Raw genomic sequence first — 25,655 nt, 5'->3', positions numbered from 1 at the left:
ATACAATCATACAAATGAATAGATCGTAAATAACATTACGAAAGGAGATCCTCATGAAGGAAATTTGTGAATTTACACAATTTAAATATTGGGAGCCATACATTAGTCCATATGATCCATGCCCACCGATAAAGGTTAAAAATTATCCGACACCTCCACAACTATATATTACCTTTCAACCTAAAGGATTACCACAATATGATCAAGAGACTGCTTTATTTCGTGGTACATTGTGGCCAGCTTTAGATAGTCCATATCCAGATCCGCATTTTGGAAAAAGAGGTGATGCAAATGAATAAAACTGTGCCACCTGAATATTATCAGTTGCTTGAAGAAATTCAAGAGGTTGATCTTGTATTGGTTGAATTGAACTTGTACTTGGACACACATAATCATGATTACGACGCAATTGAACAGTTCAATTTAAATGTTAAAAAAAGTAAACAATTAAAAATTGCTTTTGAAAAAAAGTTCGGTCCACTCATGAACTTTGGAAGAAGCTATTCCAATTATCCTTGGGATTGGGATAATACCCCTTGGCCCTGGCAGGTTTAACGACATTTTATTTTATATCAACAGAACAGGAGGGGAATTTTCGTGTGGTATTATGAAAAAAAGTTGCAATACCCAGTAAAAGTAAGTGAATGTAATCCACGTTTAGCTAAATATTTAATGGAACAATATGGTGGTGCTGATGGAGAGTTGTCTGCTGCATTACGTTACTTGAACCAACGTTATACTATTCCAGATAAAGTTGTTGGTTTGTTAAACGATATTGGAACGGAAGAATTTGCACATCTTGAGATGATTGCTACCATGATCTATAAACTTATGAAAGATGCCACACCAGAACAGATTGAAGAAGCAGGACTTGCAGCGCATTATGCGAACCATGGCAAAGCACTTTATTATCAAAACGCTGCGGGAGCTCCTTGGACAGCAACATATATTCAAGCAAAAGGTGATCCAATTGCTGATTTATATGAGGATATCGCAGCTGAGGAAAAAGCGCGAGCAACTTATCAGTGGATCATCAATATGAGTGATGATCCGGATTTAAACGACAGTCTAAGTTATTTACGAGAACGTGAAGTGGTTCATTCAATGCGGTTTAGAGAAGCAGTCGAAATACTAAAGGAGGAACGTGATAAGAAAAAAATATTTTAGTTGTAAAGAGTGCCACTGAGCAACAGTGGCACTCTTTCAATAATTTATTGGCAATTTTTTGACGAGCAGTATAACCTCATGGCGCACCAATTGAGATTAGACCGGGAATTTTAGGTGGGGGATAACTGCCCTTACAAGCTAGGGTTGGTTCAACTAACATTCAACGGGGAAAGAAGTAAACCAACACTGAATGAAGTTTCACTTTATAAGCTCATTGCCCCACACATAATATGCAGAAACAATAATGGCAAATATAATTAAAATAACAACACTGAACCGGGCAAAAGGACGACTAATTTTCATCCTCGCTCGCTTCTTATTACTGCCATGAACCTCCCTTCGTGGTGGAAGATTCAAAATATCTATTTTACGAACGGATTCATCAATCTCAGTTGAACTATTTTCAAAGGTAAACACACTATTGTGGTCATCAGTATTTTCTTGTTTAGGTAATTCACTGGTTTCTTTCCCCTGCCCTTGAACTTCATTAAATAATTTCCTGAGTTCATTAGCCTGGTCATCACGTTCAGTGTTTTTATCACTCATTATTAGCACCTCTTTTTTGAAAACGAATTACTAAACCTAAAGTAAAATCAATAATAAAATGAGCCATTATTGTTACAAGTAAGTTTTCAGTAAGTACAAAGATGTATCCAATATAAAAGCTCACAAACAAAATAGATACAAATAAAACAGGCTTCTTCAAATATCGAAAATGGATTAAAGCAAATACGATACTAGCAACTAGGTATCCAAATGTCGTTTGTATAACTCCCCGGAACAATAATTCTTCAGCAATAGCAACCAGAAGAGCTAAAAGAAAAATCCCTCCAACAGAACGATCACGAAATATTCTTTGATTTATCCCACCATCATCATAATATTTCTTAGGAAAAATATACATAAAAACTAAATCTATTATCACAATTAGTAAACCAGAAGCTGCTCCATAATATACAATATCGTAATAAGATAGTTTAAAGTAGTTCAACCAATCAACGAAAGAGTCAAATAAAATGTAACTTAAAATTATACTAAGAAATACAAGTGAAAATTGCGATATGATTAATTGAACATTAAGTTCGCGATCAGTTAATTGTTTTATGATATCACGTTGTTTACGCATTCTTTCCTCCGGTTGTAAAAAGAGCCTGTAACTTTTCTTCCCAATTGTGATAGCTTTGCTCTACTTCTTGTTGTTCTATTTCCCAGTTTGCTAGATTAAATCCACAATTGCTGCAACATGAATGAAGTGGTAACGTATAATTTGATTGAAATCCCTTATATAATTGTTCCCGCAAACAACTTTCCGTCTCAATCCAAGCTATCATCTCACGTAATTTTTGTTCTTTAAGAATTAGACGCTCATCAATAAACTGGTGAATCGCGTGATATGCATGCTTCCATTTTTCCCTTTTATACACAATCATATTTCTTTTTATCATACCATGGTTTTCAAATTGGTAGTGTAAAAATCTCCATTGAATTTCACTTAGATGAAAAATTTGTTCCATCTGTTCAATTTTGTGTGGTAGTTGTTTTTTTTGTTTGTATAAACTATTTAGTTGCTGAAATACAAATCTAAGATCATCTTCTGTTGGAAGTTCTTTTTTCATTAGGTTAGCTGGTAGATAATAATCATGATCAGAATAAAGTAAAAGGCTGACACTCTCTTTTCCATCCCGCCCAGCTCTACCTATCTCCTGAATAAATGATTCCAACTGAAGAGGTAAATGATAATGAATAATGAAACGGATATCTTTTTTATTAATCCCCATGCCAAATGCACTTGTGCAACAGATAACGTCCAATTGATTATTCATAAATTGCTGTTGTACTGAAATACGATCGATAGTCTCCATCCCACCATGGTAAAAAGCTACTCTTAGTGACGGATGTTCTTTCAATAAAAAACTTGTTAATTGTTCAGTGGCTATCCTGCTTGAAAAGTAAATAATTGTTGGTACACGAATACGGTCAAACAATTTTTTTATCTTTTCGTTTTTCTCGCTGTCATTTGCAACTTTTTCTATTGAAAAAATAATATTCTCGCGATCCATAGGATAAATATGATCAACCATATTCGGGCTTTTTAAAACCTTTTTAATATCAAGTTGTATTGCCTTAGTAGCTGTAGCACTTAATGCAAGAATCGGTGGATTGTTCAGTTCAAACACAATATTACTTAACCGTAAATAATCCGGCCGAAAGTCATGACCCCACTGTGAGATGCAATGCGCTTCATCAATGACTAATAAATTTATACTTAATTGTTTTAAGCGGTCAAGCAATTCATTTTGCTGTATTAATTCTGGTGAGACATATATCAATTTGTAATCTTCTAAATGCTGGTAAAGCGCTTTCCGTTCTACTGGATTGATAAAACTATTTAATGCAATTACCTCTTTAAAATTAGAAGCTTTAAGCTGCTTTACTTGATCCATCATTAGGGAAATTAATGGTGAAATGACAATGGTTGTCCCTCTTAGAAGCTTCGCAGGTAATTGATAACAAAGCGATTTCCCCATTCCTGTTGGAAGGATTCCTAACACATCTTTCCCTCGCATAACGTCTCTTATAATTTCCTTTTGACCAGTTCGAAATGTTGTAAAACCAAAATGATCTTTTAATTTATCTTCTAGAACTAAGTTTGAATCTATTACTTTATTCATTTTGTTCACCTACACGCTGCATAGTTGCTAAGACTAATCGAATTTGAAAATAACTAATACGCTCATCAACCATTTGCTTTATAGCTTTTAATTTATATGTATTTTCTTTATATACCGCGGTCAGAATCTGTTGTTGTTGATCTTCAGATAGATAGTTTAACACTGGAAAATCATGGGTGAATAGTGCAACTTCCACTACATGATCGTAAACTGTATTTTCTTTTAAATTCCTCATTCGACCAATTTCATTGATCGAATAGTTTTCTTGTAATAATTGATAGGTTTTTCTCGCTGAATCAGTAATAAACCGCTTATTCGTAAGTCCTTCAATAAGGAATTCAATTGCAGGGAATTTATGCGGACTAAGATATATCTTGTTTAACATGGCGTGATTCATTCGCTCGATAGTAAACGATATATCCATTTTGTCCCGTTTATAATCACTTGCCAATTGCTCTTTACTTTTTCCATAATGATTGTATCCTGAGAAACGATCAACATAGATAGATGCTTCTTCATTTGAGAAAGAACTTAATAATTCATGCAACTCATGATGCAACTGCTCGAAATACGACTCCATATTTTGTTTTAATTGTTTAAAAACCAGTTTAACCCAGTCTAATACTGGTTGCCTATCAATAACAGGGATAAATGAATAATGATTATTACTGCTATTTGATAATGTTTGAATAAGTAATAATAATCGATCATAATAAATCGATGAAACCGTGTGGTAGCGCAATCCATCAAAATCAGTTAGTTGTAAATAGGATTGCCACTTTTTATACCATTCCAAACCATTCGGAGTAACTGAACAACTCATCGATTCGTCCAATTCCAACAGTTTATTCGAAATCAATGTATTTATTATTTTATCAAAATCACGCTTTTGTAACGAGCGATTAATTCCATAAAAGTTCTTCAATTGATAAATGTGTGCATCCTGTACGGTTTGAATGGATTTTTTCCCTGTAATCAAATGATAAATAGCCGAACTTGTACGGTTTTGATTGAATTGTATGCTACATTTTAATATGATTCCATCTGCTAACATGTCATGACCCCTAAAGTTTAAATGATTTTCTTCATTAGTTGAAATGTCTTCATTTCCGTTTTACAATGGATAAGGAAAGCTTTTGTTCGTAATGGGGGATTTAGAATGGCTAAATACACAATTGTAGATAAGGAAACATGCATAGCTTGTGGCGCCTGTGGGGCCGCCGCTCCAGACATATACGATTATGATGATGAAGGTCTCGCATATGTAGTGATTGATGATAACACGGGTGCAGCGGAAATACCTGAAGTGTTTGAAGAAGATATGGTTGATGCTTTTGAAGGGTGCCCAACAGATTCCATAAAAATTTCAGACAAGAAATTCAATGGAGACCCTTTAAGATTTGAAGATGAATAATTTATTTAAGAGCAAAGAAGTATAAAATTTTGGCGATTACCTGTCTAGTTCCAGCGACTAGACACTCGAGGTATAAGCAGTTCGCTTCCGCGCGAGCAAAGCACCCACACTGCACCAATCTACTTATGCTTGTCGTGTCTTTCAGGTGCTTGCGCTTTTCTTATTTTCATATTAAATTGACTCCAGTGGAAAGTCAACTCAAAAAACTAGCAAATGATTAGAAAACTTGGCTTATCGCCAAGCCTTAGTTACACTTATGAAGTAAGAAAGGATTTATACTTTCTTAACTGCTTAAAAAAATACCAACCTAGTTTAGTTGGTATTTTGAAGGGAAAATCGTTCTTTTGCATATCTTTTAAAGAAATAGGATATAACCGGATAAAGTAAAACCATAAATATTCCGTTTCCAACTGCATGGGCTGTATCAAAAGGAAGTCCCGCTAAATAATAGGGAAGAAATTCACCTGCTATTGTATATGTAGTTAGCGAAAGAATGAATCCATACAAATAGCCACAGAATACAGCATAAATGGTTAGTAACACGATGGAATGCTTTTTTCTATATTTGCCAATTAATCCACTAATCAATCCAATCAAAGCCCATGCTACGATCTGCCAGATGGTCCATATCCCCATTCCTAAAATCATATTTGTCAGGAATGTAGTTAATACAGCCAGCATCAGGGCAGCAAGTGGCCCCAGAAATAAACCGCATATGATGATAATCGCTGTGACAGGTTGGACATTAGGAATAAACGTAAATGCAAATCTACCAACTACACCAAGTGCTGCCAATAATGCAAGTAATGTCAATTTATACGTATTCATTTTATTGGTGTTCATCCCTTATCATTCCCAAGATTGTAAATCAAAGTTAACGGAATCACCAGGTGATAATTCAAGCTCTTTTGCTCCAACACTTGCCATCTCATCATTAACAAATACCATCCAGGCCATTTGTTCACTTTCCTTTGCTTCAATTCCTTCAATCGATGTAATATAACCTGCATCATCTTTAAGTTCGAAGTTTTCCTTCATAACATCATAGAGAATTGCCCCATCTTCTATCTTAATTTCTTTTTCTTTAACAGTTTCTTCACCTTTACCCTTCGTAATGGAAATCATTACCGCTTCTTCTTGATTTTCTTCTCCAGAAGTAGTACTTTCAGTAGATTCTGTTTGCTCATTTGTAGCATTCGATTGCTCATTAGTAGTGCCTTCAGAACTACATCCTCCTAAAACAACAATAATAGCAATTAATGACACTAAAAAAAACTTAAATTTACTCATCTTCTAAAACCCCCAATTTTGTATTGTGAAGATTTAGGCGTTAGATATCCGTTATAAACATAGATGAACGTTGTATTAAAGCCAAAAAAGCTAACTCTTCGCCTAAGAGTTAGCTAAATAAGACAATCGAAATTTATATACATTCATACTACTATTCGGGTTATCTCAAGTCGCTTTTATCCTCGAAGCATTGAAACATCAGAAAACGGCAGGTCTACTGACTTATGATATCAACCTACTCTAAGCCCTTCCCATATGGTTACATACAGTGGATCCACTTATTTCGTACATCATTTACAGTTGCGAGGACAGTTCTAGTTTTCCACTAGATTCCCTATTAAGCATCAGCACCATTTTCACGCATTGTATTCAATTATTGTACATTTCTTATCCTATCAAACTATCCTAGATTATGCAATTTTATTTGATTAGGATAAAGGAATTTTAAAGGTAAATGTAGTACCTTCATTTAGTTTGCTTTTTACAGAAATTGTCCCTTGATGTGCATCAACAATATTCTTAGCAATTGCAAGACCTAGCCCAGTTCCCTTCTTCTCCTTATTTCTTGTTCTAGATTTATCAGCTTTGTAAAACCGTTCGAAAATAAAAGGTAAATCCTCTTCAGGAATTCCACTGCCACTATCCTCTATGGAAATGTGCAGTTCATCATTATTAATTTCTGCAAAAACATTTACAAATCCATTCTCGTTTGTATGTCTTATAGCATTGTCAATTAAATTAGTAAAAACTTGTTCCATCCGATCTGGGTCAATCGTAATAAATGAATTTTTACTAGTTGTAGTCTGCAAACTTATATCTATTTTTCTATCCCGTGATATGCCATTGAATTTTTTGATAATACGAGTTATATAACTGTACGCATCGACTTTTTCCTTATTTAGTTGGATGTGGCCAGCTTCCATTCTAGCTAGATCTAATAATTCATTTACCAGACGTCCCATGCGCAATGATTCTTCATGAATTATTTTTGCTAAATCGTTTTTATCTTGTATGGATTCTGCCACATCATCTACTATTGCTTCACTATATCCTTGTAACATCGAAATAGGTGTCCGCAATTCATGGGAAACATTTGCTATGAAGTCCTTGCGAAGTTTATCTAAACGCCGTTCTTCTGTCATGTCACGAATAACAGCAACGGCACCACGTACATAGGATTGATCATATAACGGTGTCATAATCATAACCCAGTTTCTTCCTTGCAAACTGATCTCATGTATCACTGCCTCTTCATTTTTAATTACTCCCTTTAAAATTAGATTTAATTCTTCTGGCAGTTGATTATGTGATTCTGTCCCTTGTTTACTATTTTCAAAATACCAGCTTTCAATAAATTGTTTTGCTGGTGGATTGGTGACAATCATATCACCATTACGATTTAATGTTATAACACCATCGGCCATAGAACTAACAATACTTGATAGCTGTTCTTTTTCTTGACGTAATGCATTAATGTGAAATTTTAATTGTCTTCCCATCCGGTTGAATGCCATGGCTAGTTCACCAATTTCATCATGTGTTAGTATGGGAACTTTTGTATTAAATTCCCCTCTTGTTAAATCAAATGCTGCCTCGCGCATTTTAATTAAGGGAGAAGTAATTCTTGTTGAAAGGAAGAATGCAAAAATAGTAGTTAATATAATTGCTATTCCAGCAGCAAGAAATATAATTTGTGTGGTCTCAGCCTTTGTCTTGTCCACCACTTCTAAGGATTGATAAACATATACTGCCCCATTTCCATTTCCAACAGGTGCACCAACTATCATAACTTCACTTTCATTATTTGGAAGGCTCATTTGTTTTTTTACTTGTTGATTATCTGATATTACCTTTGCTAAATTGTCGTCATTTTTAATCCAGCCTGGTTGAAGTGCAGGTAAATCACCATTACTACTTTCGGAAACCCAAATTGTTCCGTCATCATAAATGATGGCAACACGACTAGAAGCATCTTTTATGCGCTCAGTTGTTTCATGAACTGAGTTTTCGCTTTCGTATTGATTGACCATTACGGATACTTTTGTTGCTGTTTGAAGTAAGTCTTCCTCAGCTTCATCTATGTGAAAATTTTCAAAAAATTCCAGTAACAATATCGTTAGAATAAATAATACAAAAGAAACTAGCAATAAAATGGTTACTGCTAGCTTCCCTACCACACTACGCCAAAACATTATACATCATCTACCTCAAATTTATACCCAACGCCCCACACCGTAACAATCATTTTGGATGCCTCGCTAGATACATTATTCAACTTCTCTCGTAACCGTTTTACATGTGTATCCACTGTACGTAAATCTCCAAAAAACTCATATTGCCAGACTTCTTTTAGTAATTGTTCCCGGTTAAACACTTTGTCCGGTGCTTTTGCAAGGAAACAGAGTAATTCGTATTCTTTTGGTGTTAAGCTAACCTCTTTACCATCCGCTAATACTCGGTGTGCATCATGATTAATTGATAAATGAGGAAAAACAAGCATATCTTTTGGTACAGAATCATTCTCTTTAAAGTTTGTTTGCGATGATGATCTTCTAAGTATAGCCTTCACACGTAAAACAACTTCACGTGGGCTAAATGGTTTCACAATGTAATCATCTGTTCCTACTTCAAACCCTTGAACTCGATTTGTTTCTTCCCCTTTAGCAGTCAACATGATAACAGGCGTTTGTTTTTCTTTTCTTAACTCCTGGCAGACCTCTATTCCATCCATACCAGGCATCATAATATCCAATAAAATAACAGCATAATCATTTTCCAATGCCAGCTCTAATGCATCTGTCCCGTTATCAGCTTCTTCGATAATAAAATCTTCCCGTTCCAAATACATTTTAATTAGATGACGTATTCTGTCTTCATCGTCTACTACCAATACTTTTGCATTTTCATCCATGTGATTCCTCCTCATTAGATCACGATATGAAAAACAAGGCACTATTTATCCCGATGAATAACAATGCCCTGTTTTTTAAAAATTTAAGCGTACGAATGTAATCCGGCTAAAACAAGGTTAACTGCGATTAAGTTAAACATGATAATTGCAAATCCACCAACTGCAAGCCACGCTGACTTTTCGCCATGCCATCCTCTTGATAGTCGTAGATGTAGAAATGCCGCATAGAAAAACCAAGTTACTAAGGCCCAAACCTCTTTTGGATCCCATCCCCAGAATCTATCCCAAGCAATTTGTGCCCATATGGATGCGAATATAATACCACCAAGTGTAAACACTGGAAACCCGATAGCAACTGCTCGATACGATATTTCATCTAATAAATCAGGTTTCGCTTTCATTAACGCTGGCTGTATTGCTGCACCAATTCTTTTACGTAATAGTACGCGTAACAAGCCATACAAGACTATTCCAGCAAATACAGACCAAATTAACGTATTAAATTTTCTTGCTGCATCGACACCGTGCATCCATGAAGGAGCATCAAACCATGGCTCCATAACACCTTCTGTGATAAGTGTACCCTCATATGGACCAGCAATCGCTGGTAGGGTATAGTCTGTTGTCAATGTTGTATTATTACTGGTATATTCAAATTGCGCTTCATATCCTGCGACATTGAAAATCACATTTACTAAGCTAAAACCAATAAAAATAAGTAACGAGAACAATACAAGTTCAAGCCATGTTGTTCGCTTACTACTTTTTGATTGGTCAATTGTGCGGATTAGGTAAATTAACCCAACTACGAAGCTAATAGATAAAATTGCTTCGCCTAATGATACGGTTGTTACATGAATATACAGCCAGTGACTTTGTAGAGACGGTACTAGCGGCGATATTTCGGTTGGAAACATGCTAGCATAAGCAATTACAATCATGGCAATTGGCAGAGCGAACAAACCCAAAATACTAATTTTGTAGATAAAATACAAAATGATAAACGCAAATACCATGCACATTCCAAAGAATGTAACAAATTCGAATAAGTTACTTACTGGAGCGTGTCCACTAGCAATCCAGCGCGTAATAAAATAGACTATTTGGGCTACAAACCCAATAATTGTTATGGTTATACCAATTGTTCCAGCTTTTCCTTTACTTTCTTTACTACGTTTGTCACGAATAGTTGCGCCAAAGAAAAATGTAGCAAGTAAATATAAGAAAAATGCCGCATACAACATTGTACTACTTATATTTAGCATCGTATCCATGTAAATCCTCCTTCATAACGACCTGTTTAATCAGGTAATTCTTGTTGGTCCTTAACCATCTTAACATTGGTGTTAGCGATGGATGTTTCAATATCACTTTTAACTCCATGCCAATTCTTGTTTGTATGTGCAGCCATTAAAAGGCTTCCCTTTTTAGGATGTATCCAAATTCTTCGATGATGCCAATACATACCTTGGATGACACCAATCATAAAGATGATTGCACCAATAACAAATAATGGCAATGTATAATCTCGTCGAACAGTTATACCACTGACATCACGCAGCTCAAAATCTTGTAATCCTAATTTGTAATCATTTTCCCCAGTAGCATCAATGTTTTTACGAATACCTACAAAACTCACTTCAGGTTCGTCACTATTTGGTGGATAGATAAAAAACACAAATGCTGGATTTCTTGCGTACTTCGATTCCGATCTAGGCTCTCCATTATCCATGTAATACTCAGGATAATATTGATCAATTTCTATACGGAATCCATTGTCTAAGTTATACTCTGACTTCGGCTCTGTAAGGTCAATCGTAAATGTTCCTAAAGCAGTTTCGTCTGGATCATCCGTTTCATGTATCTTAAATGACATGCTTGTAAATTCATTTTTTTGGTATCCAGCCTGGTATAATGTATATCCACCAAATTTCAATGGATGATTTAATTTTATACTGTCCTCTTTAATTTTTTCCAATTTAGGTTCTGCCCCTGTGACAGATTCTGCCTTTTCTTTATAAATAACTAGTTCCGTTTCGAAGTTTTTTGCAACTACTCCCTCTTTTTTAATTGCCTCCTTGAAACGTTCATTATCTTTATCATAAGTTTCTAGTATAAAGTTTTTATTTTCCGCATAGTATTCACCATGGGTCCCTGGGATAACTTGTTGTTCGCCCTCACGGAGCCACATGTACTCATCTATATACATTGGTGTAGTCATACGAAGGATCGCAGCGATTAAAACAATTATTAATCCAATGTGGTTAACATAAGGTCCCCATCTAGAGAACCGTCCCTTTTCAGCCAGAATATGACCTTTTTCATTACGAACCTTATAATGTTGTTTTTTTAATGAATCGATTATTTGTTGTTTTTCATCATCCGTAATATTTTCTGATTGGCTATATAAACGCTGTCTATTTAAAAATGTCTCATGTCTTTTAGCTTTTTGTGTTTTCAAAGCTTTATATAATGGGACAAACCGATCAATACTACAAATTACTAATGATATACCAATAAGTGCGACTAATAGCATGTACCACCATGAACTATAAAGATCATAGAACCCTAATTGATAATATATCTGTCCAAAAATTCCATATGTACTTTCATAGTAAATTGCAGGATCCCTGGAAACTGCATTCGCAGGAATATATTGTTCTTGCGGAAAGATTGTTCCGATTGCTGACGCGATTAACGTTAAAACAATCAGCCATACCCCTACTTTTACAGAGGAGAAGAAATTCCATATTTTATCTATTATTGATTTTTTATATGTTTGCGATCGACGAGCACTACCATCATATCGCATGTTCAGTAGTTTAGTTTTATCATTTCCATCGATATGTTGGTTTCCTTCAATTGGTTTCCCGCAAGCTTCACAAAGGACTGTACCTTCAGGATTCACGTGCCCACATTCACATTTAATTTTATTCATTCGTATCCCTCACAATTGTAGTGGTCAAGATTTACTCGGGCTGAATTTTTTTCAAATATCCTTCTAAACTTTCAAGCGATAATGCACCTTCAACAATTTCCACCACTTCACCATCTGGATTTATGAAAAAAGTACTTGGAATAGGTCCTACCCCATATTTTTCCATTACTTGACTAGATGTATCATGTGGGATTGGAAATGTTAAATCATATTGATCGATAAAACGATCGATTACCAGTTCTGTCGCGTCTAAACTTACTGCAACAATTTCAATCCCCTTCTCCTTATACTCCGGATACAATTTTTCCATATATGGCATTTCAGCTTCACATGGTTTACAGTATGTAGCCCAAAAGTTTAACATAACTCCTTTACCTTCCAAGTCACTTAATTTCACTGTTTCCAGTTCGTTGTTTTTATTAACTTGTTCTAATTTAAAATTAGGCGCTTGGGAGCCTACGTCAATTTTTGTAGTATCTTTATTTAGATTCGAAATTAGTGCATAGGCGACTGCGGCAAGCAAGATTACCAATACAACCGTGCGAAAAATTAACCGGTTTCGTTTCTTTTTTCTTTTATTTGCTTTTATATCATCTACATTCACACTTCTCACTCCCCAAGCCATTATACCATGCGAACACAAGAACAAATTTGACTATTATTTAACAATTTCACTCGCGATATGTCGCATTTGTTTAACCTCATGAGGGGTTAACGGTCTTGCCTCTCCAGACTTTAGACCTTGTAAAGTTAGCACGCCATATCTTTCACGCTTAAGCTTTTTCACTGGAAAGCCTATTTGCTCCATCATTCTTCTTATGTGTCTGTTTTTACCTTCATTTAATGTTAATTCTATGATAGAGACATTCTTAGTTTTATCAGTTGATAATATTTTATAACTTACAACCCTTAATAAATCATTTTCCACTTTTATTCCTTTGCGAAGAATAGTAAGCTCACTTTTCTCAGGTATGCCACTAACCTTGGCAACATATACTTTATTGACCTCATGTTTTGGATGCATCAACAAATTTGCAAATTCTCCATCATTCGTTAATAGAATTATGCCTGAGGTGTTGTAGTCTAAGCGTCCAATAGGGAATACCCGCTCTGTAACACCCTCTAAAAAGTCAGTAACAATCTTTCTGTTTTTATCGTCTTTTAAACTAGAAATAACTCCTTGTGGTTTATAAAGCATGTAATAGACTGGGGCTTCCTTTTGTAACGGAACGCCGTCTACTTCAATTTCATCTGTAGGAGCAGCTTTCGTACCTAGTTCTGTAACTAGTTTATTGTTCACTTTTACCTTGCCATCAAGAATCATTTGTTCAGCTTTTCTTCTTGATGTTATGCCACTTTGGGCAATAATTTTTTGTAATCGTTCTAATGAGTTTGTCATCGAATCACCAAATTCCCTATATTTTTACTAAAAATCGCGTGTTCAAAAAGTCGGCAAATTCGCCGTTTATTATTTGGTGACTTTTTGAACAACTTCTAAAAATCGTTAACATAATAATAGCGTTAACAGATGCTAACGCTACAAGTCTTATCTTATCCAAATACGATCGTTACAATTACGATTGACGCTATTATACCAATTAAATCGGCTAATAGTCCAACCTTTAGTGCGTAACGCATTTTTTTAATGCCAACTGCACCAAAATAGACGGTCAAAATATATAATGTGGTATCTGTACTGCCTTGCATGGTAGACGCTAACCTCCCAATAAAAGAATCGGGGCCGAACGTTTCAATTAAATCTGCTGTCATACCAAGGGCTGCTGTCCCCGATATTGGCCTAACTAAAGCTAATGGTAATACATCTGGAGGTACACCCACAAATGTTAATGCAGGTTCAATTAGATGAATGAAAGCGGCCATTGCTCCTGAAGCTTGCAAAATGGCTATTGACACAAGCATTCCAACTAAAAAAGGAAGTAGAGAAAATGCCAGTTTGACACCTTCTTTACCTCCTTCAACAAATGTTTCATAAGTGGGAATTCGCTTATATGTAGCAGTTAATAATACAATTAAAATGAAGCAAGGTATAATCCAGGCGCTAACTGTAGTTATCAGGCTCATTTATTATCTCTCCTTACACTCTTATAATAATAATAGCGATCGATTATAAGTGCACTCATCGTTGCGATGAGCGATGTTATAATAGTGGTCCCAACTATTTCGGTGGGTGATACAGAGTCATATTGCATACGTATGGCAATAACAGTTGTTGGAACTAACGTTAGCCCAGATGTATTTATCGCTAAAAAAGTAATCATCGATCTAGAAGCAGTATCCGTTCCACTTAACACCTTCATCTGTTCCATTGCCTTTATTCCCATTGGTGTTGCAGCATTTCCTAGACCAAACATATTTGCCACTATATTTGATAATATATATCCCATAGCCGGATGGTCTCTTGGAATATCTGGAAAAAGTTTTTCAATTATTGGCCGAAAAATTCGTATTAAAAATTTTAATATTCCTGCTGCTTCAGCCACTTTCATCATTCCCAGCCAAAAAACAAGGACACTAATTAATCCGATTGATAATGTTACTGCGCTATCTGCGCTTTCAAACAAAGCTTTATTTACGTCCTCCATTGTGCCGTTGAACATGGCATAAACAATTCCAATAATGGCCATGCAAGCCCAAATATAATTAACCATTTATATCTATTCCAATAATTTGTCTATAAATATTTCCGAAACTTTCCGAAAACCCGGTAGAATCTTTAGGTGAAGCAATAGTTGGTTTATCGGTATTCTCAAAACCCCATTCATATAAATTAATATGATCAATCCAATCATTGGGATCCTGTAATGTCACAACAATTAAATCTGTACCGTCTTTACTAGCAGTAGAAACTAAAGTTCGTCCTGCACTTTTTGTATAGCCAGTTTTACCACCTGTACTATATTCGTAATAGGTTGTAAGCAGTTTATTTTTGTTTTTCCAAGCATACTCTCGAGATTCGGATTTATACATTTCTGTCTTTGTTACTTTTTCAAAGATTTTATTATTCATTGCATAGCGCATGAGCAATGCCATATCGTAAGCTGTTGAATAATGTTTTTCTCCATCAAGCCCACTAGGGTTTTCAAAATGTGTATTCGTCATTCCTATCCACCGCGCCTTTTTATTCATTAAATAGACAAACCCTTCTAGACTCCCCCCAACGTGTTCACTAATTGCAACTGCAGCGTCATTACCCGAGCGTAACATTAGTCCGTAAACTAGATCTTTTAACAGCATCTTTTCCCCTTGTTCTAAATAAATAGATGAGCCTTCTGTATAAACAGCTCGTTTACTTGCTTTTACGGTTTCATTCATTTTACCTGATTCAATTGCGATAATAGCTGTCATGATTTTTGTTATACTTGCAATTTTTTGTTTTTCGTGTGCCTTTTTTTCATATAATACCTCGCCAGTACTTTCATTCATCAATACTGCATTTACAGCAGAAACACCGGGCTTAGCTATTCCATGTAGAGGGGATAGTAAAATTAATCCTATTAGTAAACAAGAAAAAAATGCCATTCGCATAAAAGGGATCCTCCCAAGAACTTTAGTCTTTATATTCTATGCTTGGCCACCTCCAATATGAATCTTTTATAAAATGTTCAAAAAGCCACCAAATGATAAACTACGAATTTCTCCGCTTTGCTTGTCTTTCTGGTCCTCGCGTAGCAGTAACACAGAGAAACCCCGTTGGCCAAAAGGTCAGCCAACGGGGTTAACGATAGATTATTCATTTTCTAATTCTTGGTTAAATTTCTCGAAAAATAAATCTGCCTCTTGTTCCACATTACCTTCTTCTAAGTTCTCTGGTAGCGGTGGCAGCTCCTCAATGGATGATAATCCAAAATAGGTTAAGAATTCTTTACTTGTACTAAACAATATCGGGCGTCCAATGGTTTCTCTCCTACCAACTTCTTCTATTAGTGATCTAGCAAGCAATGTTTGAACGGACCGATCACTTTTTACCCCACGAATTTCTTCTATTTCTGTTCGTGTAATTGGTTGCTGATACGCAATAATTGCAAGTGTTTCGAGGGCGGCCTGTGACATCCTGTTCATTTTTGGATTTTCAAATAACTTTTGAAAATATTGGCTGTGCTGCGGCTTAGTTGTAAGATGAAACGTATCATGCGATTGCATAATCTTGATCCCACGATCTGTATGGTCGTAATCAAACCTTAATTCTTCTAGTAAGTATTCAATTGTTGCTTGATTTACTTCTATAATCTTAGCAAGTTGTTTCGCTGTAATACCCGTGTCCCCACTTGCAAATAACAACCCTTCAACAATTGCTTTGTGTTCCACATTCCTCACTATTCTTCCTCCATATAGAAAACCTGTAACAATTCAAGATGCTTCTTTTGTTCACAGTACACTTGCTTCGTTTTCATTAATTCTAATACTGCTATAAACGTAACCACAATATGTGTGCGAGATTGATAGACAAATAGATCATAAAAGGAAATTCCTCGCTTTGACTTTTTAACTGCATTTAATACTTCTGTCATTCTTTGTCCAATTGGAATGTCCACTTTTTTAATTTTTGTATCCAGTGGTTCACTCCACCTTTTACGTTCAAACAATTTGTTTAAGGCACCTAACATATCATAAATTGATGTATCATCATTCAGCATTGGCTGACTATCTAGATGATTAAAAATAATCGGCTCCCGCGTGTATATTTCATTGGATTCTATTTCCTTTTCTTTCAATGTTTCTGCTACTTCTTTGTATTTTCTATATTCAATCAGGCGATGCATTAATTCCGCGCGAGGATCTTCCATATACGCTTCATTTTCCTCATCAATTGGTTCATTATTTGGTAGTAACATTTGACTCTTTAAAGCTATTAATGTAGCTGCCATAACAAGATATTCACTAGCAATATTTAATTCTAAACGCTGTAACGTATGTATATATTGCATATATTGTTCCGTGATGGTTGCAACTGGAATATCATAAATATCAACTTCATATTGCTTTATCAAATGAAGTAATAAATCAAGCGGACCTTCAAATGCATCTAATTTAACCTGATATGCTTGATTCACGTCACTTTCTTCCTTCCAAAAAAAATATTAGTCATTATTGTGCGATTCGCCTATACACGATGACCCATGTCAACATAAGTTATTAACGTAAGATAAATGTTAGTGAAACATTTACAAAAAGGAGGAATTTTATTATGAGTGGTTCTTATGGCGGTGGATTTGCGTTAATCGTTGTATTGTTCATCCTTCTCATTATTGTTGGAGCTGCATGGATGTAGTTTTTGTGAAGTGATACTTTATTCAGTGTTTGGTGTCCTTTTTCCTACACTGAATGTTAGTTGAACCAACTTTAGTTTATACGGAAAGTTACCCCTACCTATACTACTAATCTTATCATAATTTTTGGGGTAGGGGTTATTGCCCGGTCAAAACTGCTTGCTATAAAGCAGGACAAATAAATTATACCAACAAACAGCCAGCCCATTTACTTTCGTGGGCTGGCTGTTGGCTTATTCATCCTCATTTATAGCCTCATCGCATTTATTATAAAACTGCTGTGTTAAATCATCTGCACAAACGGCATATTTATCTTGATAAACCTTATTGACCTCGTTTACCATCTTTTTACCAATACCCAAATTACGGTGTGAAGGACTTACAGAGATGTGCTGGATTACAGCATTAATATCATCTTCAATTCGTACACCTATAGTACCAATAACGTCCTCATCTTTCCATAAATAAAGATGCCAATTTGGATTGGTTTCGTATTCTTTAATTGTTTGTTGCAACTTTTTTACTTCCTTTTCTTCTGGCATAAAGGAAAGTAAGCCCATTGCTATCTTCTCTAAATTTTTCTTAAACCGAATTAACATAGATACCCCTCATTATGAAAATAACTTACCTACCATGGAGAGCAAAAAGATAGTGTTGTATCTTTACTCATTATTAAATCATCCTCGCAGGAGTTGTATATATAGTTATGCCTTACTCTGCACTATTTGTCAACTTTCAGTGCTAGACTAAAAAACAAAAATAAGCCAATATGCTATACCCCAAATGCTGCCTATAGTAACTAACAATGAGAATAAAATCCAATTTTTTTTACGTTGTCTCAAGAGCGTCTTCATCCTTTTACAGCATTAACTTAATTCACTTAAATCATACTACTAGTTGACCAAACCTGTCATGAAATCATTTATAGTGCCTTTTTAAACAACCTCTTATATCATTAATCGTTAAAAATTTTCATCTCTTTCATTACATCACCATTATTCATTGCCTTCGCATGCTCAATTCCAGAGGTAACCTGTCCAAATACAGTGTGAACTCCATTAAGATGCGGTTGAGCATCATGTACAATGAAAAATTGGCTGCTTCCAGTATCTTTACCAGCATGTGCCATCGATAATGATCCTTCTACATGTTTATGTGGATTTCCTTCTGTTTCGCATTTTATTGTGTATCCAGCAGAACCTGTTCCATTCCCTTTAGGGCAGCCACCCTGGCTAACAAAACCATCAATTACACGGTGAAATGTTAAACCATCATAAAAGTTTTCATTTGCTAGTTTTTCAAAGTTTGCTACAGTGCCTGGAGCTTCATTTGGAAAAAGATCAAATTCTATTTTATTTCCATTTTCCATTATGATATATCCTTTTTTAGCCATTATTCATATCCCCTTTAAATGATTGTTCAAAGAGTCACCAAATGATAAACTACGAATTTCTCGGCTTTGCTTGTCTTTCCAGTCCTATTGTAGCAGTAATCTACATTCCGGTCTCGGGGACTTCGCCACCTTGAACTTCGACGCACAGGACGTGCTAGTGTCGACGTTGCAACAGGACGTTGCGTTCTTAGTCGACCTTGTTTCTAATTTGGCACCTTTTTGAACATCCTTTTTATTCAATTTAAAATAACACTTTCCTTATCTTATCACTTTATCAATTTTATTCAAATAGCTAACCATTTTTATTATTCGTATGATAAATCATTTTTACTGAGGTCTTGATACGTTTCTCGCTTTACTACTAATTTATCTACCCCGTTTTCTACAAATACAACGGCAGGATTTGGAAACCGATTATAATGGTTCGCCATCGAATATCCGTACGCACCAGTTGAAAACACAGCTAAGGTATCACCTGGTTCGACTTCAGGAATTGGAAGATCCCATATTAACATGTCACCCGATTCACAGCATTTCCCTGCTATAGAACCTTCCGTGATAATTTCTTCATTCGCTTTATTCGCTATGACACCTTCGTACTTAGCTTGATATAATGCAGGTCGTAAATTATCCGTCATTCCTCCATCTACTGAGATATAAGTACGAATTTCCGGAATATGTTTCATTGATCCAATCGTATATAATGTTATACCAGCATTTCCTACAATAGAACGCCCTGGTTCAATCCATATTTCTGGCATTGGTATTCCCAATCTACTCGCATGTCCACTGATGGCATTTGTAATGGCTTGAACATAATCTCGTGCTTCAAGTGGGTTATCCTCGTTTGTATAACGAATACCAAAGCCACCACCAACATTTAATACATCAGGAATATATTGATAACTTTCTTTCCAATTGGTTATCGTCTCAAATAAGAGATCAATCGTTTTCATAAACCGATCTGTTTCAAAAATCTGAGATCCAATGTGACAATGCAATCCTTTTACATGTATTTGATTGTGCTTATGCATCTGCAGGAAAGCTTCTTCAGCTTGACCATTTTGTAAACTAAATCCAAACTTCGAATCTTCATTTCCTGTCATGATATACTGATGTGTATTTGATTCTACACCAGGTGTAACTCGTATTAATACATTAATTTCATAATTATTGTTTTGTAAAATTGTCTCGATTAAGTTTATTTCATGAAAATTATCAACAACGATACATCCTACATTATTTTCAACAGCTAACAAAAGTTCATCATAGCTTTTATTGTTTCCATGTACGTGAATTCTTTCAGTTGGAAATCCTGCTTTTAATGCTGTATGTAATTCACCTTGTGAGACAACATCTAAGCTTAAGTTTTCCTGTTTAATGACCTGAAGCATAGCGACTGATGAAAAAGCTTTACTTGCATAGGCGACTTGGGCCTGTACATCCAAGTCTTTAAATGATTGTAGAAATGATTTGCAATTTTCCCTTATAATTGATACATCGTATACATATAAAGGTGTTCCGTGTTTTTCTGCCAACAACGTTGCATCCATTCCTCCAATCTCTAGATGTCCTTTTGAATTAATTTGAAATGGATGATTCTCTATAATCAATGGAGGTTCCTCCTACTTTAGTGAGTTAAAACATTTAAATAGTAAAAATACTTTATCATACCATGACAAAAAACGAAAGCACTTTACAAAGTACTTTCGTTTTATCGCAGTTTGACGGGCAGTAAAACCCCTACTGGATGAAGTTTCACTTTATCTAAGTTCTTTTTTTCTTGGTGGTTGTCGATAATTGTTTTTCGGGTGAACAATGCTAGGACGGTCATTTGATAATGGAACTGGCACTCGTAAGATCACTTGCACCATTGCTTTTGGATTAAACGGTAATAACGGCCATAAGTATGGGGTTCGAATTGACTTTAGACTTGCTAAAAATAACATGAACAAGGTAAAACCAATAATAAATCCGATTAAACCGAAAAATGCTGTAATGATAACCAACGCCATTCGTGCTAACTTGTTTGCAGAAGCTAATTCATAACTTGGCGTAACATAGGAGCCAATTGCAGCAATTGAAACATAGAGAATTACTTCAGGGCTAAACATTCCAACGTCGATCGCAATCTGACCAATTAATACTGCTGCAATTAAGCCCATAGCGGTTGATAATGGTGTTGGGGTGTGTATGGCCGCCATCCGTAAAAACTCAATCCCTAAATCACCCATGATGATTTGAATATAGACTGGTATACTGCCTTCTTCGTTCAAACCGATAAATGACAACTGCTTGGGTAACAAGGATGGTTCCATTACAAATAATAGCCATAGCGGAAGGAGATACAGGGATGCTAAAATAGCAATATACCTTGCCCAACGAATAAAAGTTCCAACTGCGGGAGCCTGTCTAAATTCCTCCGCATGCTGTAAGTGATGAAAATATGTTGTAGGCAAAATAATCACACTTGGCGACGTATCAACGGTGACTAAAACATGTCCTTCCAAAAGATGAGTCGCAGCTACATCTGGTCTTTCCGTATATCGTACTAATGGGTATGGACTCCATTTACGTTTAATAATAAATTCTTCAATTGCTTTATCCGTCATAGGTATACCATCAACTTCAATCGCTTGAATCTTTTCTTTAATTACTTTTACAAGACCATCATCAGCAATGTCCTGTAAGTAACTAATACAAATATCTGTTTTTGAGCGTTCACCAACCTTTAACATTTCATTCCGAAGCCTCGCATCACGGACTCTTCTTCTTGTTAGCGCAGTGTTTTGGATAATGTTTTCTGTATACCCATCTCTTGAACCACGAATTACCTGTTCTGTATCTGGTTCCGCTGGTTGTCGGCCTGGGTAATTACGTACATCCACTACATATGCTTGTTTTTCCCCATCGACAAAGATCACCGTCAATCCTGATAAGACCTGATCTACCGCTTCATCTATCGTTTTTATAGCTTCTACTTGCTGGTGAACTAATCGGTTTTTAATAATTTCTGGTATTTTTTTTTTGTTACTTTCGCTATCATTTATATCGATTAATTTTTTTATTACTTCCAATATAACAGACGTGTCAGTAAGACCCGTCACATAATATAACTGTATTTTCTTTTTCATAATGATAAGCTCTCGAAAACCAAGATCAAATGATAAACCTGCACCTACTTGCTCTTTCATGAAAGCTTCAACATCATCTATATTTGCTGAAATCGGTGTTTTGGATTTATTAGATTGTTTTGTTGTCACTACCTATTCCCTCCCATCGATTATTTTACAAAGAAGGTCCATTGAAAAATTGAACCAGTAATTTTCCCAAATACAATTGCCATTAATAACCAAAGCAATTGTTTATCAACGCCGATACGTTTTGACAAAATCGGAATTACGTTTAACACCTCTGTCAATGCCGCAGCAAGCATTCCAACAAATATCCCATGAAATACTCCCCATAACGTTAATACAATCAGCGGTTGGTCCCATGTAGTTGCTGTAAAGGACAAATAAACTCCAAATAACGAGCCAGCAATAACACATGGAACATAAAGATATATTAATTTCATTGAACGACTAAGTTGAATTAACCTTGGTATAATGCCCAATACCATCAAAAACGCTATAAATCCCGATCCAACTGCAAGACCACTAGCAAGCCCAATAAATACCTCAGCAAACTTAATCAGGAGCATGATTATCGTTTAATTTGTTTTCATGATAGCTTACATATCGATCAAGGTCTTGTTGGTAATTATAAATTTCTATTTCTAGTGGGCTTGGTTCTTCATTAAATCGTTTTTTAAACCAGTGATTGAAGTAGAGTAACATCCCTAACCCTAATCCTACAGAATAAGGAATCTGGATCCATAAAGGATATTCATTACGTTCTCCAGTCAATAAGTAGTGTAACTTTTGTTGGACTGCCTGCATGCTAACGTCATAATGAAAGTTCATAATGGTCATTGCTGTCCCGATAAATAACAACAACCAAACGAATGAAACAACTAATACAGATGTTTTCTTTTTATGTTTCTCTACTCGAATAATCGACTGTTCTGGTCCCATTACTTGAAACTCTAAATTTGGCCATAACTTTGTTAAATGATCAATGATTATGAAGCTATCGATTATAACAATGTTGTTGTCTTTTTGTGTAATTCGATAAATGAGCGTTTCTTCTAATTGTTTTTTAATTTCAGTCTGTGCAGAGGTGTAGGCAATATGTTTTAATTTCACGTACTGTAACTTTTCAACGGCTATACTCTTTTTCATTCGTAAGTAGACAATTTCCATAACCTGTCTCTCACCTCTTTTTTTGTGTATAGTTCATAGTGTTTGTTAAAAAGTTATTTTTATCACGTTTGATTAAATAAATATGATAAAAAATAAGACTGTTTTCTAAAAGAATGGTGCTTTTATCAAAAAAACAGAACAAGTAGTTAATATAGACTGCGACATAACTTACCGCTCCGGGAATACATTACGATGTGACTAAAAATCATGTTCGGTGCCCTGCGATCGCTGCGGAAAAACACTACGCTTTCCGCGGGCTCGCGCTGAGCCTCCTCGCGAGCAAAAACCGCTCACTGCGGGGTCTCATCGTCTTCGCTTCCCGCAGGAGTCTCCGTTTTTTTCCTTCGCTAGTGCGGGGGCCAATAATGCAACAGTCGTAATCACTTTATTGATTAGAGCATGTTTTCCGCTATTTTGGCAGTTGTTTGGAGCGGAGGACCGTTGACTCCTGCGGGAACAGCACGAGTCTGAAGACCCCGCAGCGGTGGTCTTCCGCGAGGAGGCTGAAGCCGTGCCCGCGGAAAGCAACGGTTCGCAGCTGCAAACAACCAGCAGTCACTTCGCATTGTATTTCCGGGACGGAATGGTATGTCGCATTTTATATCAACAGCAACAAACTTTACTAAAACAGCCAAAAATAAAAAAACACCACTATAAAGTGATGTCAAATTAGTCCATTATTTTCTTCATTTCATCTAGAATCTTTTTCTCTAAGCGTGAGACTTGAACCTGTGATATCCCAAGTCTTTCCGCTACTTCTGATTGTGTTTTATCCTTATAGTACCGTAAATATACGATAAGCCGCTCTCTTTCATTGAGCCCCCTAATTGCCTCCTGTAGCGTTAACTTATCAAACCACCCTGTATCTTGATCGGCGATTTGATCTAATAGCGTAATCGGATCGCCATCATTTTCAAAAACCGTCTCATGGATCGAGTGCAATGTTTTCGTAGCCTCTTCCGCTTGAACTACTTCTTCAGGGGTAATCTCTAAAATGTAAGCAACTTCATTAACTGTTGGTGATCGGCCAAGCTCTTTGGTTAACTCATCCCTTTTCTTTCGGATTTTATTACCAATTTCTTTTAGTGACCGACTCACCTTTACACTACCATCATCACGGATGAAACGTTGAATTTCACCGATAATCATTGGAACTGCATAAGTGGAAAATCGTACATTATAAGATAAATCAAATTTATCAATTGACTTGATTAAACCGATACTTCCAATTTGAAAAAGATCATCTGGATCATATCCACGATTAATAAAACGCTGAACAACCGACCATACCAATCGGACATTCCTTTCAACCAATATATCCCTAGCTGATTTATCACCATTTTGGCTTTTATAAATGTATGCTTTCACTTCTTTATCCGTTAATTGTTCTTCCCGTTTATGATGCTTTACATTTACATCCATAGGCATATCCCTATTTACAAACCGTTTTACTTTTTGTTAATTGCTTTTTCATCATAACTGTTGTACCTTCTTGTACAGTTGAAATTACATTAACGGAGTCCATAAAGTTTTCGATTATGGTGAATCCCATCCCTGATCGTTCTAACTCAGGTTTGGATGTATATAAAGGTTGGCGCGCTTCATCAATATCAACAATTCCAATTCCATCATCTTTGATCATAAGTTCAATTTCGTCATCATAGATTTTACACTCAATAGCTATTTTATGATCAGCTTCATTATTGTAGCCATGTATAATTGAATTTGTTACTGCTTCTGAAACGACTGTTTTAATTTCAGTTAATTCATCCATTGTTGGATCGAGTTGTGCGATAAACGATGCGACTAATACACGTGCAAATGATTCGTTTTCACTTATACTGGAAAACTCTACATACATTTCATTCTTCATGAAGCCACCCCCAACGTAAATAGTGCACTCTGCTCATCATCTTCCAACCTGATAATCTTAAATAGTCCAGACATTTCAAAAAGTCGTTTTACTGGTAAAGAAATTGAACAAACTACCATTTCCCCTCCAAGCTGTAATATTTCTTTATACCTACCTAGTACAACACCAAGTCCCGAACTATCCATAAATGAAACAGCTTCTAAATTTAAAATAACATGTTTCACTAGATTTTTTTCAATCATATTTTTCCACTGTTCTCTTAACGCTTCTGCTTCATGATGATCTAATTCCCCTTCTAATCGAACAATTAGAACATCTTCTACTACTTTGAATGTAGAATTCATCCCCACAAATTCTCCTCCTTACAAAAGTTATATAGTTTACTTTCTTTATTCAGCCACACTA

31 protein-coding genes and 1 riboswitch are annotated in these 25,655 nt (G+C 35.7%); of the genes, 5 read left to right on the top strand and 26 right to left on the bottom strand.

Annotated features, from left to right (window positions below; translation table 11 throughout):
• The first annotated feature begins 53 nt into the window (after positions 1-53).
• Genes CFK40_RS10940 through CFK40_RS10930 form a run of 3 tightly spaced genes read left to right on the top strand, consistent with a single transcriptional unit; the run spans position 54 to position 1,167 of the window.
• Positions 54-299, top strand: a complete 246-nt coding sequence (locus CFK40_RS10940) for a spore coat associated protein CotJA (RefSeq protein ID WP_089532338.1) — start codon at positions 54-56, stop codon at positions 297-299.
• Positions 292-555, top strand: coding sequence for a spore coat protein CotJB (locus CFK40_RS10935; RefSeq protein ID WP_089532337.1), 264 nt, complete (start codon positions 292-294; stop codon positions 553-555). Before CFK40_RS10940 ends, CFK40_RS10935 begins: the two co-directional genes overlap by 8 nt.
• A gap of 42 nt (positions 556-597) precedes the next feature.
• Complete coding sequence (locus tag CFK40_RS10930) at positions 598-1,167, top strand: manganese catalase family protein (RefSeq protein ID WP_089532336.1); 570 nt, start codon at positions 598-600, stop codon at positions 1,165-1,167.
• A 198-nt stretch (positions 1,168-1,365) separates the two neighbouring features.
• Here the strand turns inward: CFK40_RS10930 and CFK40_RS10925 are convergent, their stop codons facing one another.
• The 4 genes from CFK40_RS10925 to CFK40_RS10910 are packed head-to-tail and all read right to left on the bottom strand — an operon-like array spanning position 1,366 to position 4,893.
• A complete protein-coding gene (locus CFK40_RS10925) occupies positions 1,366-1,713 on the bottom strand; it encodes a hypothetical protein (protein WP_089532335.1) in 348 nt (115 codons plus the stop codon).
• Complete coding sequence (locus tag CFK40_RS10920) at positions 1,706-2,293, bottom strand: CPBP family intramembrane glutamic endopeptidase (RefSeq protein WP_089532334.1); 588 nt, start codon at positions 2,291-2,293, stop codon at positions 1,706-1,708. The genes CFK40_RS10925 and CFK40_RS10920 overlap by 8 nt, the downstream gene beginning before the upstream one ends.
• Positions 2,286-3,839, bottom strand: a complete 1,554-nt coding sequence (locus CFK40_RS10915; protein WP_089532333.1) for a RecQ family ATP-dependent DNA helicase — start codon at positions 3,837-3,839, stop codon at positions 2,286-2,288. Before CFK40_RS10915 ends, CFK40_RS10920 begins: the two co-directional genes overlap by 8 nt.
• Positions 3,832-4,893, bottom strand: a complete 1,062-nt coding sequence (locus tag CFK40_RS10910; protein ID WP_089532332.1) for a YpbB family protein — start codon at positions 4,891-4,893, stop codon at positions 3,832-3,834. The genes CFK40_RS10915 and CFK40_RS10910 overlap by 8 nt, the downstream gene beginning before the upstream one ends.
• A 105-nt stretch (positions 4,894-4,998) precedes the next feature.
• Here CFK40_RS10910 and CFK40_RS10905 point away from each other — a divergent pair, with 105 nt between their 5' ends.
• Positions 4,999-5,253 (top strand): ferredoxin, encoded by a 255-nt coding sequence (locus CFK40_RS10905; protein WP_089532331.1) that lies wholly within the window; start codon positions 4,999-5,001, stop codon positions 5,251-5,253.
• Between the two features lie 312 nt (positions 5,254-5,565).
• On the opposite strand, the gene CFK40_RS10900 is transcribed toward CFK40_RS10905, so the two are convergent.
• From CFK40_RS10900 to CFK40_RS10840, 13 genes are all read right to left on the bottom strand, one after another.
• Positions 5,566-6,096 carry an ECF transporter S component gene (locus tag CFK40_RS10900; RefSeq protein ID WP_405196545.1) on the bottom strand — a complete coding sequence of 177 codons (531 nt, stop codon included), beginning with the start codon at positions 6,094-6,096 and terminating at the stop codon, positions 5,566-5,568.
• A gap of 6 nt (positions 6,097-6,102) precedes the next feature.
• Positions 6,103-6,543 carry a DUF4430 domain-containing protein gene (locus CFK40_RS10895; protein WP_089532329.1) on the bottom strand — a complete coding sequence of 147 codons (441 nt, stop codon included), beginning with the start codon at positions 6,541-6,543 and terminating at the stop codon, positions 6,103-6,105.
• 190 nt (positions 6,544-6,733) lie between these two features.
• Positions 6,734-6,913: riboswitch (cobalamin riboswitch) on the bottom strand.
• A gap of 58 nt (positions 6,914-6,971) precedes the next feature.
• Positions 6,972-8,735 carry an ATP-binding protein gene (locus CFK40_RS10890; RefSeq protein WP_193433323.1) on the bottom strand — a complete coding sequence of 588 codons (1,764 nt, stop codon included), beginning with the start codon at positions 8,733-8,735 and terminating at the stop codon, positions 6,972-6,974.
• The gene (locus CFK40_RS10885) at positions 8,735-9,454 is read right to left on the bottom strand and encodes a response regulator transcription factor (RefSeq protein ID WP_089532327.1); all 720 of its coding nucleotides are present in this window, start codon (positions 9,452-9,454) and stop codon (positions 8,735-8,737) included. The genes CFK40_RS10890 and CFK40_RS10885 overlap by 1 nt, the downstream gene beginning before the upstream one ends.
• 83 nt (positions 9,455-9,537) lie before the next feature.
• Positions 9,538-10,728 carry a c-type cytochrome biogenesis protein CcsB gene (gene ccsB, locus CFK40_RS10880; protein ID WP_089532326.1) on the bottom strand — a complete coding sequence of 397 codons (1,191 nt, stop codon included), beginning with the start codon at positions 10,726-10,728 and terminating at the stop codon, positions 9,538-9,540.
• 26 nt (positions 10,729-10,754) lie between these two features.
• Positions 10,755-12,392, bottom strand: a complete 1,638-nt coding sequence (gene resB, locus CFK40_RS10875; protein WP_089532325.1) for a cytochrome c biogenesis protein ResB — start codon at positions 12,390-12,392, stop codon at positions 10,755-10,757.
• 31 nt (positions 12,393-12,423) lie between these two features.
• The gene (gene resA, locus CFK40_RS10870; RefSeq protein WP_089532324.1) at positions 12,424-12,996 is read right to left on the bottom strand and encodes a thiol-disulfide oxidoreductase ResA; all 573 of its coding nucleotides are present in this window, start codon (positions 12,994-12,996) and stop codon (positions 12,424-12,426) included.
• A gap of 54 nt (positions 12,997-13,050) precedes the next feature.
• Positions 13,051-13,791, bottom strand: coding sequence for a pseudouridine synthase (locus CFK40_RS10865; protein WP_089532323.1), 741 nt, complete (start codon positions 13,789-13,791; stop codon positions 13,051-13,053).
• Between the two features lie 152 nt (positions 13,792-13,943).
• Positions 13,944-14,474, bottom strand: a complete 531-nt coding sequence (locus CFK40_RS10860; RefSeq protein WP_089532322.1) for a spore maturation protein — start codon at positions 14,472-14,474, stop codon at positions 13,944-13,946.
• On the bottom strand, positions 14,471-15,061 hold the full coding sequence (locus CFK40_RS10855) for a nucleoside recognition domain-containing protein (RefSeq protein WP_089532321.1): 591 nt from the start codon (positions 15,059-15,061) through the stop codon (positions 14,471-14,473). Before CFK40_RS10855 ends, CFK40_RS10860 begins: the two co-directional genes overlap by 4 nt.
• On the bottom strand, positions 15,054-15,938 hold the full coding sequence (locus CFK40_RS10850) for a D-alanyl-D-alanine carboxypeptidase family protein (RefSeq protein ID WP_089532320.1): 885 nt from the start codon (positions 15,936-15,938) through the stop codon (positions 15,054-15,056). The genes CFK40_RS10855 and CFK40_RS10850 overlap by 8 nt, the downstream gene beginning before the upstream one ends.
• Before the next feature lie 201 nt (positions 15,939-16,139).
• Entirely contained in the window at positions 16,140-16,727 is a 588-nt protein-coding gene (scpB, locus tag CFK40_RS10845) for an SMC-Scp complex subunit ScpB (protein WP_089532319.1), read from the bottom strand.
• Positions 16,727-17,464 carry a segregation/condensation protein A gene (locus CFK40_RS10840; protein WP_089532318.1) on the bottom strand — a complete coding sequence of 246 codons (738 nt, stop codon included), beginning with the start codon at positions 17,462-17,464 and terminating at the stop codon, positions 16,727-16,729. The genes scpB and CFK40_RS10840 overlap by 1 nt, the downstream gene beginning before the upstream one ends.
• A 134-nt stretch (positions 17,465-17,598) precedes the next feature.
• On the opposite strand from CFK40_RS10840, the gene CFK40_RS10835 reads away from it, so the two are divergent.
• Positions 17,599-17,682 carry a YjcZ family sporulation protein gene (locus tag CFK40_RS10835; RefSeq protein WP_089062556.1) on the top strand — a complete coding sequence of 28 codons (84 nt, stop codon included), beginning with the start codon at positions 17,599-17,601 and terminating at the stop codon, positions 17,680-17,682.
• A gap of 231 nt (positions 17,683-17,913) precedes the next feature.
• Here the strand turns inward: CFK40_RS10835 and CFK40_RS10830 are convergent, their stop codons facing one another.
• The 9 genes from CFK40_RS10830 to spoIIAA form a co-directional block, all read right to left on the bottom strand.
• Positions 17,914-18,279, bottom strand: a complete 366-nt coding sequence (locus tag CFK40_RS10830; protein WP_089532317.1) for a GNAT family N-acetyltransferase — start codon at positions 18,277-18,279, stop codon at positions 17,914-17,916.
• A 356-nt stretch (positions 18,280-18,635) separates the two neighbouring features.
• Positions 18,636-19,073: a peptidylprolyl isomerase gene (locus tag CFK40_RS10825; protein ID WP_089532316.1), complete on the bottom strand. Its 438-nt coding sequence runs from the start codon at positions 19,071-19,073 to the stop codon at positions 18,636-18,638.
• Between the two features lie 305 nt (positions 19,074-19,378).
• Complete coding sequence (gene lysA / locus CFK40_RS10820; RefSeq protein ID WP_089532315.1) at positions 19,379-20,686, bottom strand: diaminopimelate decarboxylase; 1,308 nt, start codon at positions 20,684-20,686, stop codon at positions 19,379-19,381.
• Between the two features lie 150 nt (positions 20,687-20,836).
• Positions 20,837-22,267: a spore germination protein gene (locus CFK40_RS10815; RefSeq protein WP_089534360.1), complete on the bottom strand. Its 1,431-nt coding sequence runs from the start codon at positions 22,265-22,267 to the stop codon at positions 20,837-20,839.
• Positions 22,268-22,356: 89 nt separating this feature from the next.
• The gene (locus tag CFK40_RS10810) at positions 22,357-22,776 is read right to left on the bottom strand and encodes a stage V sporulation protein AB (RefSeq protein WP_089532314.1); all 420 of its coding nucleotides are present in this window, start codon (positions 22,774-22,776) and stop codon (positions 22,357-22,359) included.
• Positions 22,763-23,377, bottom strand: a complete 615-nt coding sequence (locus CFK40_RS10805) for a stage V sporulation protein AA (RefSeq protein ID WP_089532313.1) — start codon at positions 23,375-23,377, stop codon at positions 22,763-22,765. The genes CFK40_RS10810 and CFK40_RS10805 overlap by 14 nt, the downstream gene beginning before the upstream one ends.
• Positions 23,378-24,046: 669 nt before the next feature.
• A complete protein-coding gene (sigF, locus tag CFK40_RS10800) occupies positions 24,047-24,799 on the bottom strand; it encodes an RNA polymerase sporulation sigma factor SigF (protein ID WP_089532312.1) in 753 nt (250 codons plus the stop codon).
• Positions 24,800-24,809: 10 nt separating this feature from the next.
• A complete protein-coding gene (spoIIAB, locus tag CFK40_RS10795; RefSeq protein WP_089532311.1) occupies positions 24,810-25,250 on the bottom strand; it encodes an anti-sigma F factor in 441 nt (146 codons plus the stop codon).
• Entirely contained in the window at positions 25,247-25,594 is a 348-nt protein-coding gene (gene spoIIAA / locus CFK40_RS10790; RefSeq protein WP_089534359.1) for an anti-sigma F factor antagonist, read from the bottom strand. The genes spoIIAB and spoIIAA overlap by 4 nt, the downstream gene beginning before the upstream one ends.
• Positions 25,595-25,655: the final 61 nt, after the last annotated feature.

It is taken from the genome of Virgibacillus necropolis, assembly GCF_002224365.1.
Classification (GTDB): domain Bacteria; phylum Bacillota; class Bacilli; order Bacillales; family Amphibacillaceae; genus Virgibacillus_F; species Virgibacillus_F necropolis.
This window is presented reverse-complemented; position numbering and strand designations above follow the sequence as displayed.